Annotated in this window: 13 protein-coding genes, 1 tRNA gene and 1 CRISPR repeat array; of the genes, 9 read left to right on the top strand and 5 right to left on the bottom strand. The window is 36.7% G+C overall.

Going from position 1 to position 15672, the window contains the following annotated elements:
• Nucleotides 1-5 precede the first annotated feature (5 nt).
• Nucleotides 6-392 carry a Co2+/Mg2+ efflux protein ApaG gene (apaG, locus tag MMU07_RS10530; RefSeq protein WP_241125837.1) on the top strand — a complete coding sequence of 129 codons (387 nt, stop codon included), beginning with the start codon at nucleotides 6-8 and terminating at the stop codon, nucleotides 390-392.
• 2 nt (nucleotides 393-394) lie between these two features.
• Nucleotides 395-1174: a class I SAM-dependent methyltransferase gene (locus MMU07_RS10535; protein ID WP_241125838.1), complete on the top strand. Its 780-nt coding sequence runs from the start codon at nucleotides 395-397 to the stop codon at nucleotides 1172-1174.
• Here the strand turns inward: MMU07_RS10535 and MMU07_RS10540 are convergent.
• On the bottom strand, nucleotides 1168-1758 hold the full coding sequence (locus MMU07_RS10540) for a TPMT family class I SAM-dependent methyltransferase (protein ID WP_241125839.1): 591 nt from the start codon (nucleotides 1756-1758) through the stop codon (nucleotides 1168-1170). The two genes, MMU07_RS10535 and MMU07_RS10540, sit on opposite strands and share 7 nt — an antisense overlap.
• A 39-nt stretch (nucleotides 1759-1797) precedes the next feature.
• Between MMU07_RS10540 and MMU07_RS10545 the strand changes: the two genes are divergently transcribed.
• From MMU07_RS10545 to rplI, 4 genes are all read left to right on the top strand, one after another.
• The gene (locus MMU07_RS10545) at nucleotides 1798-2712 is read left to right on the top strand and encodes a hypothetical protein (RefSeq protein ID WP_241125840.1); all 915 of its coding nucleotides are present in this window, start codon (nucleotides 1798-1800) and stop codon (nucleotides 2710-2712) included.
• A gap of 93 nt (nucleotides 2713-2805) precedes the next feature.
• Nucleotides 2806-3177, top strand: coding sequence for a 30S ribosomal protein S6 (gene rpsF / locus MMU07_RS10550; RefSeq protein ID WP_241125841.1), 372 nt, complete (start codon nucleotides 2806-2808; stop codon nucleotides 3175-3177).
• Nucleotides 3174-3425 carry a 30S ribosomal protein S18 gene (gene rpsR / locus MMU07_RS10555; RefSeq protein ID WP_113924785.1) on the top strand — a complete coding sequence of 84 codons (252 nt, stop codon included), beginning with the start codon at nucleotides 3174-3176 and terminating at the stop codon, nucleotides 3423-3425. The genes rpsF and rpsR overlap by 4 nt, the downstream gene beginning before the upstream one ends.
• Before the next feature lie 36 nt (nucleotides 3426-3461).
• Nucleotides 3462-3905, top strand: coding sequence for a 50S ribosomal protein L9 (rplI, locus tag MMU07_RS10560; RefSeq protein WP_241125842.1), 444 nt, complete (start codon nucleotides 3462-3464; stop codon nucleotides 3903-3905).
• A 67-nt stretch (nucleotides 3906-3972) separates the two neighbouring features.
• Here rplI and MMU07_RS10565 read toward each other — a convergent pair whose 3' ends face one another.
• Nucleotides 3973-4221, bottom strand: a complete 249-nt coding sequence (locus MMU07_RS10565; protein WP_241125843.1) for a hypothetical protein — start codon at nucleotides 4219-4221, stop codon at nucleotides 3973-3975.
• Nucleotides 4222-4412: 191 nt separating this feature from the next.
• Between MMU07_RS10565 and trhA the strand changes: the two genes are divergently transcribed.
• The 3 genes from trhA to MMU07_RS10580 all read left to right on the top strand — a co-directional run bounded on the left by trhA (nucleotide 4413) and on the right by MMU07_RS10580 (nucleotide 6521).
• Nucleotides 4413-5057: a PAQR family membrane homeostasis protein TrhA gene (trhA, locus tag MMU07_RS10570; RefSeq protein WP_241125844.1), complete on the top strand. Its 645-nt coding sequence runs from the start codon at nucleotides 4413-4415 to the stop codon at nucleotides 5055-5057.
• 130 nt (nucleotides 5058-5187) lie between these two features.
• Nucleotides 5188-5263: transfer RNA gene (locus tag MMU07_RS10575), tRNA-Gln, on the top strand.
• A gap of 127 nt (nucleotides 5264-5390) precedes the next feature.
• On the top strand, nucleotides 5391-6521 hold the full coding sequence (locus MMU07_RS10580) for a 1-acyl-sn-glycerol-3-phosphate acyltransferase (RefSeq protein WP_241125845.1): 1131 nt from the start codon (nucleotides 5391-5393) through the stop codon (nucleotides 6519-6521).
• Nucleotides 6522-6784: 263 nt separating this feature from the next.
• Nucleotides 6785-9182: direct repeats of the CRISPR family, unit length 46 nt; unit sequence GTTGTGAATTGCTTTCAAAATGATAACTTCCATTGGAAATCACAGC.
• 125 nt (nucleotides 9183-9307) lie between these two features.
• On the opposite strand, the gene cas2 is transcribed toward MMU07_RS10580, so the two are convergent.
• The 3 genes from cas2 to cas9 form a co-directional block, all read right to left on the bottom strand.
• A complete protein-coding gene (gene cas2 / locus MMU07_RS10585; protein ID WP_241125846.1) occupies nucleotides 9308-9655 on the bottom strand; it encodes a CRISPR-associated endonuclease Cas2 in 348 nt (115 codons plus the stop codon).
• Nucleotides 9648-10541 (bottom strand): type II CRISPR-associated endonuclease Cas1, encoded by an 894-nt coding sequence (cas1, locus tag MMU07_RS10590; protein WP_241125847.1) that lies wholly within the window; start codon nucleotides 10539-10541, stop codon nucleotides 9648-9650. Before cas1 ends, cas2 begins: the two co-directional genes overlap by 8 nt.
• Nucleotides 10542-10685: 144 nt before the next feature.
• The gene (gene cas9, locus MMU07_RS10595) at nucleotides 10686-15179 is read right to left on the bottom strand and encodes a type II CRISPR RNA-guided endonuclease Cas9 (RefSeq protein ID WP_241125848.1); all 4494 of its coding nucleotides are present in this window, start codon (nucleotides 15177-15179) and stop codon (nucleotides 10686-10688) included.
• Nucleotides 15180-15672 lie beyond the last annotated feature (493 nt).

The raw sequence follows: 15672 nt of genomic DNA on the forward strand, positions 1-15672 counted from the left end.
AAGAAATGGTTACAGCTGTTACCCAAGGAATTAAAGTCACTGTAGAAGTTACCTATCAAGCCGAATTTTCGAGTCCACACCAGCATCATTATGTGTTTACCTACAAGGTAAACATAGAAAACAACAGCCCCAATACTATACAGCTGATGCGGAGAAAATGGGAGATTTTTGATGCAGGGGATGCCACCAAAACTGTTCAGGGTGACGGCGTAGTCGGTCAACAGCCTATCCTCGAGCCGGGGTACATTCATGAATATGTGTCGGGCTGTAACCTCAAATCAGGTTTGGGTAAAATGAGAGGTTCTTTTTTTATGGAGAAATTATTTGACGGAAAAGTTTTAGAAGTTAAAATTCCTGAATTTCAGTTGATTGCTGATATCTTCGACAATTAAACTTGAAGCGGCACTTTTATCCTCTCCTATCCTATTTGCATTATTGGCTTGTCAAGGAAGACCAATATGCCTTGCAATCACCTTTTGTTTTTGATGTTTATAATGGGCTTCTGGGATATATACAACAGTCCAAAGGAAAAGACCTTGAAATTGAGGAATTCAGAAAAACATTACTTTCCTCCGATCAAACATGCGAGGTTGAGGATTTTGGGGCAGGTTCTATCAAATTGACCAAACCAAAAAGAAAGATTTCCTCAGTCACAAAGTACAGCACGAGCTCAAGAAAATTCTCCCAACTGTATCAGTTTTTCTGCTCCAAGACACCTGCACTCAATGTCTATGAACTTGGTACCTGTGTGGGAATCAATACACGGTATTTGGCCCAAGCTACCAAAGGCACCTTGTTTACCTTTGAAGGTTCCCAAGCACTTTGGAGCCAATCCCAAGAAATTCCAAAACCTGAAAATACCCATTTTGTATTGGGAAATTTAAAAAATTCCCTTCCTTATATATTGGATAAAAACCATCCTGTAGATTTTGCCCTTTTGGATGCCAACCATACCTTTCAGGCGACTTTGGAGTATTTTGAGCTTATCCTTCCAAAAATAAAAGAAAGCAGCATAATTGCCATTGCAGATATCCACTGGTCAAAAGAAATGAACAGGGCCTGGGAAAAAATCAAATCCTATCCTGAGGTCGTCATTAGCTTGGATTTTTTCGAATGTGGCATCTTGTTTTTTGACAAAACCCTTTCCAAATCCCACTATACCCTACATTATTGATCCTTTTGTAAAATAAAAAACAACTCCTGCCCCATTCTTGGAGGGATGGAATTATGACAGGGCTCCATTTTTAGGATATTGAATTCCTGTTCGAACAACTTCCTGTAAGCCTCGGAATCCCCACCAAAAGGAGGGCCGGGGTTTTCAAAATCCCGATTAAACAAAAGCCCAACTACTTTTCCTCCAGGATTAAGCAGTTCACTCATTTTTTTGACATAATCCTGACGGCGGTTTGGAGGCAATGCACAAAAAAAAGTCTGCTCTAAAATTAAATCATACCCACCCTGATGCTCAAAGAAATCAATATGATGGATTTGCTTTTCAGGAAAATTTTGGTTTTTTAGTTGAAAATTTGTCAACGGAAAAGATGAAATATCTAAAATGTTAGTGTTCAAAAACCCCCTATTTAGCGCATATTGGGCTTCATATCCATTCCCCGCACCGGGAACAAGTATTTTTAACCAATAATTATCAATTTGGTCTAAATATTGCTTAAAAGGTTTCGTAACTTCACCTACATCCCAGCCAATGGTATTATGTTGATATCTAAAAGTCCAGTAATCTTCGCCGAGGAAATTTGACATAAAACCCTTAATTTAAAATTTTCTACAATTTATTCATCTATGGAAACTACTCCACAAAAAAACACTAAAAGTGACAATGGAAAAAACATCCTTATCATTGTCCTGCTGATTTTGATTGTTGCCAGTGGCATAAAACTTTATACTGACCACCTTGACAAAACCAGAAAATCTGAAGAAATCCTGATGCTTTCAGAAGAGAACAACGAACTCAACAGAAGGATTGATTCCATGACCTATCAGCTTGACCTCAGAATTCAGGAAATCACCAAACTTGGTGGCGACATCGCGGCTTTGGAGGAAATCAAGGAACAACTCAGCAGAGAAAGAAGCTTAGACAGAAAGCGATCCTCAGATGAAATCGAATCATTGAACAAAAGAATTGCAGCCTTCTCCAAAACTATTGAAGAAAAAGACCAGGAAATCATCCGACTAAGGCAAGTCAATGAGCAACTTTTCACTGAAAATACCGATTTGAAAACCACCCAGGCCCAAATCCAGGAAGAAGTTGCCCAATTGAATGTAAAACAAAAGGAACTTCAGGAAAAAGTTGATATCGCAGCAAGACTACGCGCTGAAAATATCAGCATCGCAGCGGTAAACTCCCGCGGTAAAGAAAGAGAAGACGGTTTCAAAAACAGACAGTTGGAAAAGCTTCGCGTGACTTTCAACCTAGCTGACAATAAAGTAGCTGAAAAAGGTCCAAGAGATATCTATGTCCAGATTATGGCACCTAACAACCAGCCAATTTTTGATGTAGCAAAAGGTTCAGGAACCTTCTCCATTGATGGCAGGGAAGAATTTTACACAGTCCATCAGGATATAATCTTTGACAATTCCAAGCAGACATTGACTTACTTCTACGAGAAAGGCACCAAATACAACCCCGGCGTCTACGAAGTGAGAATATATTCCGACGGATATCAGATTGGGAGCAAGACATTTGAGGTGAAATAATCCGGTATTTTCGATCTTATATTTGGAATAAACAGGACAAACAACTACTTTTGCGGTCTGTTTATCAAAAATAAGCTTAAAATAAAAAAAATCATGTTCCAAAAAAATTATGAAACGGTATTCATACTTACTCCCGTTTTGTCTGAAGTTCAGATGAAGGATACCGTAGACAAGTTTGTAAACTTGTTAAAAACTGAGGGAGCAGAAATCATCAATGTTGAGAATTGGGGTCTTAAAAAGTTGGCCTACCCTATTCAGAAAAAAAGCACCGGTTTCTACATTTTAATCGAGTACAAGGCAGATCCATCAGTGATCAAGAAATTGGAAATTGAAATCAGAAGAGATGAAAAAATCCTTCGATTCCTTACTACAGTTCTTGACAAGCACGGAATTGCTTACGGAGACAAAAGAAGAAAAGGTGAATTTAACAAAAAAACTGAAGCTAAGGAGGAGTCTGCAGTATGACACTTAAAAACGAACCAATCAACAGAAACGATAACAGAAAAAAATACTGCCGTTTCAAAAAAAGCGGTATCAAGTATATCGACTACAAAGACCCTAACTTCCTTTTGAAGTTTGTCAATGAGCAGGGAAAAATCCTTCCAAGAAGATTGACAGGGAATTCAGCCAAGTTTCAAAGAAAAGTGTCCAACGCCATCAAAAAGGCAAGACACTTGGCGTTGATGCCATTTGTAACTGACGGATTGAAATAGTACATCTTTGTTCATTTATCTTAAAATAGTATTACAATGGAAGTTATTCTTAAAACAGACATAAAAGGACTTGGATACAAAAATGACATGGTCGAAGTAAAGCCAGGTTATGGTAGAAATTACCTCATCCCTCAGGGATTTGCGGTATTGGCTACAGGTTCCAACAAAAAAATCCTTGCCGAAAACGTAAAGCAAGCAGCCCACAAGGCTGAAAAAATCAAAACTGCAGCTGAGGAATTGGCTTCAAAACTTGCTGAAATGACTTTGGAAATCAAGGCTAAAATCGGCGAGTCAGGTAAAATCTTCGGAAAAGTCACTACACTTCAGATTTCTGATGCTTTGGCTACTAAAGGAGTGGATATCGACAGAAAGAAAATCTCCATCAATGTACCTGTTCAGGGTGCCGGAGAATTTGAAGCTGAGGTTGACCTTCATAGAGAGGTAAAAAGCTCCGTGAAATTTGTGGTAGTAGCCGAGTAAGCTTTACCAAAAAATTATCATAAACAAAAAAGGCTTTCGATTGAAAGCCTTTTTTGTTTTGTCAAAATTAATTCAAAGCGATTTTTTCAAGATCTTCGACCAATTTTTTAGCAACAGACTTATTGTTCTCTTCTCTTTTGGCTTTCAATAATTCCAAAGCCTTTTTGCTTTTTTCAATTACACCAACGGGATTGTTGTCATATTGGAAACTGTTCCAACACCATGAAAGCTCAGCATGAAGCTTCTCGTCCAAGTTTAATTTTTCAAGTTTTTCCAAAGTTGAAACAATGGTTTTTTCAGAAATTTTTACTGACATGATTATAATTGTTTTGTTAAATAATGTAAATGCTTTTTTCAAATTTGATCACAAAACAATGTATAATTTTGCATAAATACAAAATAATCAGGCTTTTAGTAACATAAATTTAAATTTCAATCGATTTCGTTAGAATAATTGGAGACAGATTTTTGTTTCTTGTGACTATATTTAAACCAACTTGACAAAGCATGGAAAGAAAACAATCACTTGAGGAGGAATTTGCGAATAGTATTACCCACGGATTTGGGATATTATTCAGCATAGTAGCCATAGCATTGTTAGTCACTTTTTCTGTCCTCAACGGAACAGCCTTACATATTGTCAGTTGCAGCCTTTTTGGGGCTTCAATTTTACTGCTTTATACATTTTCTACCCTTTATCATGCCACGCCTAACGGGCCCATCAAAATATGGCTGAGAACCTTTGACCACATTGGAATCTACTTTTTGATAGCGGGTACATACACTCCTTTTTTGCTATTGGCTGTAAAAGGAACTTTGGGCTGGATATTCTTTGGGATTATATGGGGATTGACACTGTTTGGTACAATCTTTAAAATTTTCTTTACCCACAAATTCAGTAAAGCCTCCCTTATTCTTTATCTGGGCATGGGCTGGATGGCTGTTTTTTTGATCAAACCCTTACTCACTTCTTTAAGTATCCCTACCCTTTCCCTAATCGCTGCAGGTGGACTTAGCTACACGCTTGGTACCATATTTTATACAAAGCCTCAAATGCGTTTTGGCCATACTATCTGGCACGTTTTTGTGTTGGCCGGAACAATCCTGCACTTTATTGCCATCATGAACATGATTTTGACAGACAAACTCTAATCTTTTTAGGCTGACATTAAAGCATTTAAATTATATCATTTAAAAATCTTCACTCCCCTACTTGCATAAAAAGGAAAGTACCCCTACATTTGTGACACCTTTTGAAAAACAGGGGTTTTTAACAGAAAATTGGCCGATGGTGTAACTGGCAACACGTCTGATTTTGGTTCAGAAGAGTCCAGGTTCGAAACCTGGTCGGCCAACCAAAAAAGCAGCTCAAAAGGCTGCTTTTTTTATTTTCAGGCTGTTCTTGGTTCTTATTTAAATCATAACAACAAACTTCGCCCTTTCCCTAAAATTCACTTTATTTGCACAATCATCAAAACCACTAAGATGTCAGCATTCGACGATATCAGACCCTATTACGATACAGAAGTTAATGATGCCATTCGGGAGATTATAGACCACCCGATGCTGAAGGCAATGATGAATTTTACCTTTCCTGAAGAAAAAGACGAATATTGGAAAAACCTCATGCTTCATTGCCATTCTATCAGGGATTTCCAAATCAACTTTATCTATCCTGCCATTCAAAAAGTGCTGGAAAAAAGTTCGAGCGGGCTGAGTACGTCGGGATTTGAAAAACTAGAAAAAAACACCTCTTACCTCTTCATTTCAAACCACAGGGATATCATCCTAGATACCTCCCTACTCAATGCCTCACTTTACGAGCATGGGCTTCGTATGACCACTTCCGCCATAGGCGACAACCTTGTCAAAAAACCCTTCCTTAGAACCTTGGCAAGACTGACAAGAAGCTTTATAATCAAAAGGGGCATTCCATCAAGAGAACTTTTGGAAAGCTCCAAAACGATTTCAGCATTTATAAGACAATCCCTCCTTAGGGAAAACAGGTCCGTATGGATAGCCCAAAGGGAAGGCCGGACAAAGGACGGCAATGACATGACCCACAAAGGAGTCCTCAAAATGATCGGAATGGCCGCTGACACCGGAGAAAATATCCTGGATTATTTCAAAAAAATCAATGTTGTCCCGGTAAGTATCTCTTATGAATACGATCCAACCGACGTACTCAAGATGCCGGAACTCTTGGCCAAAGCAAGGTCTGAAGCCTATGTCAAAGGAGAAAATGAAGATTTTCACACCTTACTGAATGGCATTATTGGCCAAAAGAAAGGAATCCATATCCATATCGGGGAGGTATTGACCGAACCGATCAACTACATATCAAAAACAGTTTCCGGACCTGTGAGGCAGCTGCAGGAATTGGCTGAATTGATAGACCGACAGATCATAATGGGATATAAATTATGGCCTACCAAATATATCGCCCATGACCTCCTTTATGGATCGGATCAATTTTCCGATAAATACAGCAAAGAGGAAAAAGAACTTTTTGAAAGGCGTTTTAAAAAAGGCGTAGACCAAAATGATCCTATGGCGGTAAGCAGTTTCCTAGCCATGTATGCCAACCCCGTCTCTAATCAAATGAACAATTATTGAGCAAACATTAATTTGATCTTGGAAATTCTGCTTTTGTTTTGGTGAAGAATTGTGATTTCAAAAGTATAACAGTTTCTTACAGCCCCGGTGAGTGTCTCCACTCACCAGAACCTGTTGTGAATTGCTTTCAAAATGATAAATCCATTGGAAATCAAAGCCTTGGTCATTAGACGGGGTTCGAGTGATGCGTTGTGAATTGCTTTCAAAATGATAAATCCATTGGAAATCACAGCGTCTTTTCAGGGGAGTTTAAGGAACGCAACGTTGTGAATTGCTTTCAAAATGATAACTTCCATTGGAAATCACAGCCATAGACCACAAAAAGCCACTTGCATTTGTGTTGTGAATTGCTTTCAAAATGATAACTTCCATTGGAAATCACAGCTTTTCCAGCCTGAGGATATATTCAGTGCGGGTTGTGAATTGCTTTCAAAATGATAACTTCCATTGGAAATCACAGCTGACAATGTAACATTTACCTTTAAAGGTGTGTTGTGAATTGCTTTCAAAATGATAACTTCCATTGGAAATCACAGCGGAGAATCCGCAGTTTTCCGCGAGACTTCTGTTGTGAATTGCTTTCAAAATGATAACTTCCATTGGAAATCACAGCACCCTATCCCTGCTTTTGTGGCTTTCGTTGTTGTGAATTGCTTTCAAAATGATAACTTCCATTGGAAATCACAGCGTGGAGCATCATTTCCAAGCACGCAGAAAAGTTGTGAATTGCTTTCAAAATGATAACTTCCATTGGAAATCACAGCCAGGAAAGGAAGCCCCCGACAACAAGGCAGGTTGTGAATTGCTTTCAAAATGATAACTTCCATTGGAAATCACAGCGACGGATTTACTGTCAGATTGTTAAAAAAGGTTGTGAATTGCTTTCAAAATGATAACTTCCATTGGAAATCACAGCAGTTCTCCCCGGTCACCGGATCGTATGGAGTTGTGAATTGCTTTCAAAATGATAACTTCCATTGGAAATCACAGCAATTAGACTAAATATGCCACTACCACTTAGTTGTGAATTGCTTTCAAAATGATAACTTCCATTGGAAATCACAGCGGTGGCGATTGGCGAAGTAAAAGCCTACCAGTTGTGAATTGCTTTCAAAATGATAACTTCCATTGGAAATCACAGCAACCCTATCCCTGCTTTTGTGGTCATCGGAGTTGTGAATTGCTTTCAAAATGATAACTTCCATTGGAAATCACAGCATCGAATTAAAGAGTCCACCGGATTTGTCTGTTGTGAATTGCTTTCAAAATGATAACTTCCATTGGAAATCACAGCTGCGGAACAAATTAAATGGTTCCGTTCTGTGTTGTGAATTGCTTTCAAAATGATAACTTCCATTGGAAATCACAGCTTACTTCGCCAATGGCCACCGTAGGGCATTGTTGTGAATTGCTTTCAAAATGATAACTTCCATTGGAAATCACAGCGTTAAGTATCTACAAAATGCCAAAGGACAGGTTGTGAATTGCTTTCAAAATGATAACTTCCATTGGAAATCACAGCGCGGGGGCCTCGATCGTCCAGCGGCTTTCAGTTGTGAATTGCTTTCAAAATGATAACTTCCATTGGAAATCACAGCATCCCATTCTAAATCCATTTCTGGCTCAAAGTTGTGAATTGCTTTCAAAATGATAACTTCCATTGGAAATCACAGCTGTGGTCGAGGGTTTCGAGGATGATATTCCGTTGTGAATTGCTTTCAAAATGATAACTTCCATTGGAAATCACAGCAATCAACAAAATCAATGGATTGGAGAAGGAGTTGTGAATTGCTTTCAAAATGATAACTTCCATTGGAAATCACAGCTAGGTCCATTTCTACAAATTTGACCTTATTGTTGTGAATTGCTTTCAAAATGATAACTTCCATTGGAAATCACAGCACTTCCGAAAATATGGAAGGTATCATCCGGGTTGTGAATTGCTTTCAAAATGATAACTTCCATTGGAAATCACAGCTGTCCCCGATATCCCTGTCAATGAATTCCTGTTGTGAATTGCTTTCAAAATGATAACTTCCATTGGAAATCACAGCTCATGGGAGCAGAGAGCCATCGAAAGATTTGTTGTGAATTGCTTTCAAAATGATAACTTCCATTGGAAATCACAGCATCGAATTCCGTCATCCTTATGATTACTTGTTGTGAATTGCTTTCAAAATGATAACTTCCATTGGAAATCACAGCGCTGGACGGGAAAGCTGGAAACCCTACAAGGTTGTGAATTGCTTTCAAAATGATAACTTCCATTGGAAATCACAGCATAACTGGATGAATTACGCGCGAGGGATGAGTTGTGAATTGCTTTCAAAATGATAACTTCCATTGGAAATCACAGCCCAATCCAAGGAAATCCCACAGTACATTCTGTTGTGAATTGCTTTCAAAATGATAACTTCCATTGGAAATCACAGCAATCATGAGCCTAAGCCTGCGCCTGGGTGTGTTGTGAATTGCTTTCAAAATGATAACTTCCATTGGAAATCACAGCTCAATTGGTAGCATGGGGTGTAAGGCTTATGTTGTGAATTGCTTTCAAAATGATAACTTCCATTGGAAATCACAGCGAGCAGTCGATGATTCCGATTCCGGGGAAGGTTGTGAATTGCTTTCAAAATGATAACTTCCATTGGAAATCACAGCATACCCTCACGTAAGTGATTGGTATGCTGTATTTTATGAGCTTATTTTGAATAAAAAAAATCTCAAGAATTAGAAGGGTTCAATTAAGACCTGGCAGGTTTTCGTAATCTGGCAAGTCTTTTTCATCAAAACAGTTCCAATTGCTGCGCCGGTGGTTCGGTCTCTACGGTCTTGGTTCCATAAAAAATCTCCATCATCCCAAATTGCTTGTCTGTAATCTGCATGATGCCTACTTTCCCTTTTGGAGGCAAATTCTTTTTGACCCTTTTGGTATGCACATCGGCATTTTCCCGGCTGGCGCAAAACCGCATGTAAATCGAAAACTGAAACATAGCAAAACCATCATCCAAAAGCTTTTTCCGGAATGAACCTGCAATTTTCCGGTCTTTTTTGGTTTCGGTGGGCAGGTCAAAAAAAACTAGGACCCACAAACTCCTGTATTGGTTAAGTCTTGAAAAATAGCGCTCATCCATAGTCGGGGTAAATGATTTTTCGGCTGATGCCAGCAAAGCACTCAAACAGAGAACTTGTCGTCCTACTAGCGGCGACCATCAGGGGGCTTTTTTGTCCATCGATCTGAACGTCCAAAGCAGGAATATTCAACAATTCCTTTTTCAGGTCCACAGTAAGTTCAGTATAATCATCCGTATTGTCGACTATGTGGCACACGATTAGATCCACATATGGCCTGTATGGTTCCATAATGTCATCAGCCAGGCAATAGGCATTGTACTTGTTTCTATGCCAAATCCCCACCTGAGGCAACATCCCAGAAGAAACCAATGCCCTAGCGATCACTGCCCTCAAGATCGCATAGCCATAGTTCAGCAGGTTATTGGGAGGTATTCCGCCTTGGCCACGGTTAAACTCCGGGATATCAAAAAGGTGTTGCCAATAATGGGCAGCAGCCTGGGCTTCATGGTTACCTGTATCTCCCGAAGAGACATTCTTTGCCAAGTGAAAGAGTCTTTGGGCATTTTTCCCTTTCTCCTGCAACAGTCCGGCTTGATTATATATCTTGGCCGTCACTGTCTGTTGCCACAGGTTTTTTTTTAAAGGCAGGCTTGCGTCCAATTGGTATCTGATTCTTTCTGTTTGTTCACTATGCCCGTTCATTGGTAATAATAAACCCTCAGGCATATGTTGGGCATTGCAAGACACTACTGCAACTTTACAATCTGTCAGTTTGGACAAAAGTCCATTGGTAATGGTAATCTGTTGGTTTTCTAAAACCAACATGCCAATATCCTCTATAGGAACAGTTCGTTCAGGTTTGTCATCCGGAAAGGAAATTACCAACTGTTCATTTTTGGTACTGAGGTAAGCAGGATTTCCAAAAAAAAGTGTTCTTTTTATCATAACGATTTATTGCTATTTTAAACCAATTTTAAAAGCAAAGAACTTCTAGGCCCAATTTTTATAGACAGAAAATTCAAATGATTTTTGTATCAAACCATAAACAATTGACTCAACTAGCCTTTCCAAGGAATCACAAAACAAACTTCATCTTAAAATTTCACCAAGTCTATCAACTTTAAGTTTAATGCAGTTCTCTTTAATAGATATTTTTTTATCTGAAAATTCAAGTTTATTTAAAAGTGAAAACTCAACTTTATCTACAATAGGCGATGAAACGCTGAAAGGTATCCCATAAAGTCGATTACCGGTAAAACTTACTATTTTATAAATATTTTGAATTTGGGCTGTACTTTCCATTATTTCGCCAGGAGAAACTGTAATACTATTTTCTTCGTTATGTATAATATAAACCAGATCATTTGGAGAAAGATGAAATAGAATTTTATCTCCTTTTTCATTTATCTCAGGGACAGGAGATAATCCCTGTTTTTGCCGTTCTACGACAACATTAAAAGGAATTGTTTCAAAGCTTCTTTTTCCTTCGCTATTTTGATATATAGCAAAGAATAGGTTTGTTCCTTTCGCCGCTTCGACATACTTTTTGGACTTATTCCCTGATTGCCCCACCTGAAATTTATTGCCTTTAGGTTCATAAGTTCGGACTTTAAGAATAGGATGATGAAATTTTCCACCATTTAGTTCTGATATAGAATTATTCATTTCTTCAATTCCTTCAGGAGAGAAAGCCAAGGTTTCTGGGGAAATCTCATTTCCTTTTTCGTCGAGAACGCCCTTATACTTTTCTAGATGATTCAAAAGGATTTTCTGTATCCCATGGTCTGTAATACTTTCGATTTTTTTCACATTAAAAGAAGAATCTAAACTAACTCTAGAAGCAACATTATCCTCCTCCATGTAATAAATTCCAACTTTTGACACTTCTTTATTTTCCCATTTGTAATTCCTGTCTTTAAAAAATTTTAAAAGAAGCTTTTTGTCATATCTTAATTTGACTAAGGATATGATTTTTTTCTTTAGGTCTTTATCAACTAAATCTTGATAGTTTTCTAGGGCAGTATTTAGAGATACTGTTTTTATTTTTTTTAATTTAACAATGCCTGAAACTGTATCTTTATGAAGAGGCTTTCTAATCGCCCAGTTGACTACTGATTGCTTAATAGTTTCCTTGGTGTTTATTCCATTTTTATCAACCCATTTTTCAAACTTGTTTGTAGCTTTATTTATGACACGGAGGTTTTGTTTAAAACTGACCACAATTTTTTCAAGTTCTGTTTTTGCATTATGAGTAAAGGAAGCCCAAGGTTTTTGGAAGATTTTAGGCACCTCTCTTTCAATCAAAATTCCTGTTTTTGGATGTTTGTACTTTACTTTTTCATATATTTTTAGTTTCCTATTTAGGTCAAACCTGATATCAGATTTTGCATGTTTATTATTTAATAAATTGACATGATTTCTTGTGGCACAAGCTATTACTAAAGCATCTAGAGCATGATGGCGGTGATCTATTCTTTTCTTTTGAAATCCAACACTGTACTCTAATGGAACACTTGGCAAGTGTTTTTGATGCTTTTCACTGTAAGAAGTAAATAAATCACTTTTTGTCAATTCATTCATTCTTTCGAAGCGGGGGAATATCAATTCATTCCAAATATCATTTAACCCCCAATCCTGCCTCAATTCTGCTGTTATTTTTCCATTACAGGGAATGACATTTTTGGAATTGAATCCATCATCATCTTTATCGGATCGGACAATGTTTGAAAGCAATGAGGTCAGATATTTACTTATATATCTTGTATCGTTTAATTGCCTTTCAATCATTTTATCAGGAATTTCCTCAAGCATTAACTTATTCCTTTTTGACCGATTTTTTGAATAGTTCTCTTTTACAAACTCAGTAAATTCCAATTCATCAAAAACTTTGACGCTTTTCCCAAAACCTACCGGAATAACTTCCCCATGATGATTTTTGATAAATTCAAGTGCAGTTTGGTTATCCTTTAATTTGTTTACGGCGGACTCACAAATCACTTTATTACTGAAACTGTCGTCAAAATATCTACTTTGGGGAATGATATGTTCTATTTCATATTCGCTGGTAAAAAGTTTGCTCATAGGAATAACCTGGCCTGTATAAGGAGACCTATATTTTTGTTCTAACCAGAGCTTATATTTTTGGAGTTCTGCTCTCGATGGTTCAGCCTTTTTACTGATTTTTGCAATCTCTTCAGGAACCTCAAGACCTGAATTCAAAATCCCATCTTCATATATTTTTAAAATTTCTTGCTGGGATGGTGAAAATGGACGAATGTTTTCAAATTCAGAATCATTAAGTAACTCAATCAATAATGACTTTATTCTTAAATTAGTATTCTCGTTTTCAACAACAATGTTTGTTAACCTCTTCCTCTCTTCTGAGGTGTTTTTCAAATCTCTTCCCAATTCGATATGAATTTCATTAAAAAAATCTTTTTGGCCTTTCCCATATTTCTGCCAAATATCCTTTACTACCCGAAGAGTTTCGGTTATTACTTGTTCTACAATAGGGTTTCTTAATGAGTGCTGTTTAAAATCCTCTAAATAATTTTCCAAATCTTCAATTGAATTCCATTTTCCCGCATTGGATGGCTCGGAATGACGACCATAAACTATATATGAGGAAAGCCAAAGGGGTAATCCTTGAAAATGGATCTCCTCTGTTAAATGGAAAGCCTTTTCCCGGACTTTAATTTTAATCTCCTCATCAAATTCCCCTGTGATGATTTTTTCAATTCTTTTTTTAGATAATTCATCGATAAAATCCCAATTCCAATATTTCCCCACTCTCATTATTGGAAGTAGTTTTTTTATAGCTTTTTCCGAATAAGACCCATAATCGTTCTTAAATGGGGGAAATTTTTTAAAAGCCTCAAAAAATGAATTTTTATCTATTCTATTTTTTCCTGCAAACGTCTTTAATGCTTTTTCGTACTCATTTTTATCCTTGACAGAATAAATAATATGCCATATTTGGTGTAGGATATTATCAGTTAGAAAGTCTTTTTGAAGGTCCTCAACCTTAGAGAGCCTAGACTGAATTAATGCGAATGTTTCATTACAGGGATACTTTTTGTCCTCAACATAATTCCATCTGAATTCTTTATCATTAAGCTTGAAAAATTTTAAAAGGGACTTTTGATCTATTTCCTTTTTGTTGTTCAGAAATTCAAAAAGACGTTCATAATCCTCAATATTCTTAAGAATCTTGCTATTAAATTCAGATTCATCATCCTTTTTTAGAATGACCAAATTTTTTATCCATTGCCATAATCTAAACTCCTGATAGTATGGATTGGATTTTGGAATAGATTTTAAGTGCTTTTTCACTTCAATTCCACCATGTTCATACGTTCTAAATTCCAACGGGCAATTTCCAATTGTAGATTTCTTGCTTTTTAAAGGTCTCTGATAAAAAATAATATCTTCTAAAAATAAATGGACGAAGTCCTTTTTGCTAAGAAGAATTCTTCGAGAATCATTGTTTTTATATAATTCTCTTACACTATCATTATAAAAATTTATGTCTTCCAATTCAGAATGAAAACCTTTTTGTTTTTTTAAAATGGTTTCCAATTCTGTTTTATAGAACTTTCTTTCAATGGTTCTTACAAGTTTCCCTTTTATTTTTTGTGATGGATCCTTTAATAAAGTTTGATAAATGTATGAACCAACTGTCATCTCTGAGTTGTCAATTTCCTGCTCAGTTTTCTTTTTTACCAAATTCCAATCATCTTCCTTTGGTGCTCGAAAACTCCTTTTTTCAATTCCATCCTTATCAGTTTTTATAGTTCCATCTTCATTAAGGTCAGTGGTGACAATAAAGTCCCTAATTTTATCTTTCCAATCATACAATGGCGTTTTACTTGATCTTCTATAAACCCATCCATTCTCAAGAATTAAAGAATACCATGTTTCTCCCTTTACATTTGGTTTTTCATCAGCAACTACATTTTCGATTTTCAATGAATGAAATTCAACCAACTTATTTGGATTCTCTTCCTCTTCCTCACCTCTAAGCTGATAATAACCTCGTTTTTGATTGAAATTAAGAATGATCCATGCCAACTCTTCTTTTTGGATCTTTTGCGTTAAAGCTTTTTTTCTCAAATAATAAATGGTCCAATCGTATGGTATTTTTTTATCGTTTTCAAACAGTATAGGATTATAATTCTTAAATTCCTTAACCATTTCATTAAAGGAATCAATGAAAAGAAAACCGCTTTCATTGTATGCTAATTTGGGCTCTGAATCAATTTCAAACTTTCCTAATCGATTTTCAAAATCAACTTGATTGGAATAATGATCAGGAAGAAAACCTAAAATATTTAGAACCCTGTGTAATCTTTCTCTTCTTAATAAATGCCTTTCCCTTAACCTCCTTATTGACCTAAAATTTGTTCTACTTGCGGTTTGGGATATAGAATTCCCCCTACCAAACTCACTCATAATATCCTGACTCATAGGTATTATACGGCTTCCAATCCCAAGTATTTCACCTTTTTTTTCGTCAAAATTTTGTGAAATCAACGCCCATCCAACCGAATTAGTCCCCAAATCCAATCCTAAAATCTTTTTCATATTTTTTTATTTTTGAAGTTAAAACCTATATTAGCATCATCATTTTGAAGCAATTCACAATAAGGATTATTCCGTTGTGAAAACATCTAAAGGGGCCCTGAAAGATTTTTCTTTTGGGGTCGTTTTTTTTTTTAACCAGACGATCCCCTAAACTAAATCATTGATGCTTAAAAAAAAATACCGTATTTAGGGTATTTTCTTGATTGACGGAGATTGTCAGAAAATTTTGGTTTATTGACGCCTTTATTTTTTTGGGGATAACTCCCTGAACTTCTGATACGTTTTTACCTAAGTCCAGTTCCATCCCCCCTTCATACACTACTACTCTTTTTTCTAGATTTCCTTACCCTGGGTCTTATCTACCCCATTTTTCAAGTATTGTCCAGGCATGCGACTCAATTGAATATGGGGTATCTCGGCACTCTAAAAATCATATCTTCTTGTCACATTCTGCGCTCCATATTCCATTTGTTACTACATTTATAGACCCAAG

This window comes from Cognataquiflexum nitidum (genome assembly GCF_022538055.1).
Classification (GTDB): Bacteria; Bacteroidota; Bacteroidia; order Cytophagales; family Cyclobacteriaceae; genus Cognataquiflexum; species Cognataquiflexum nitidum.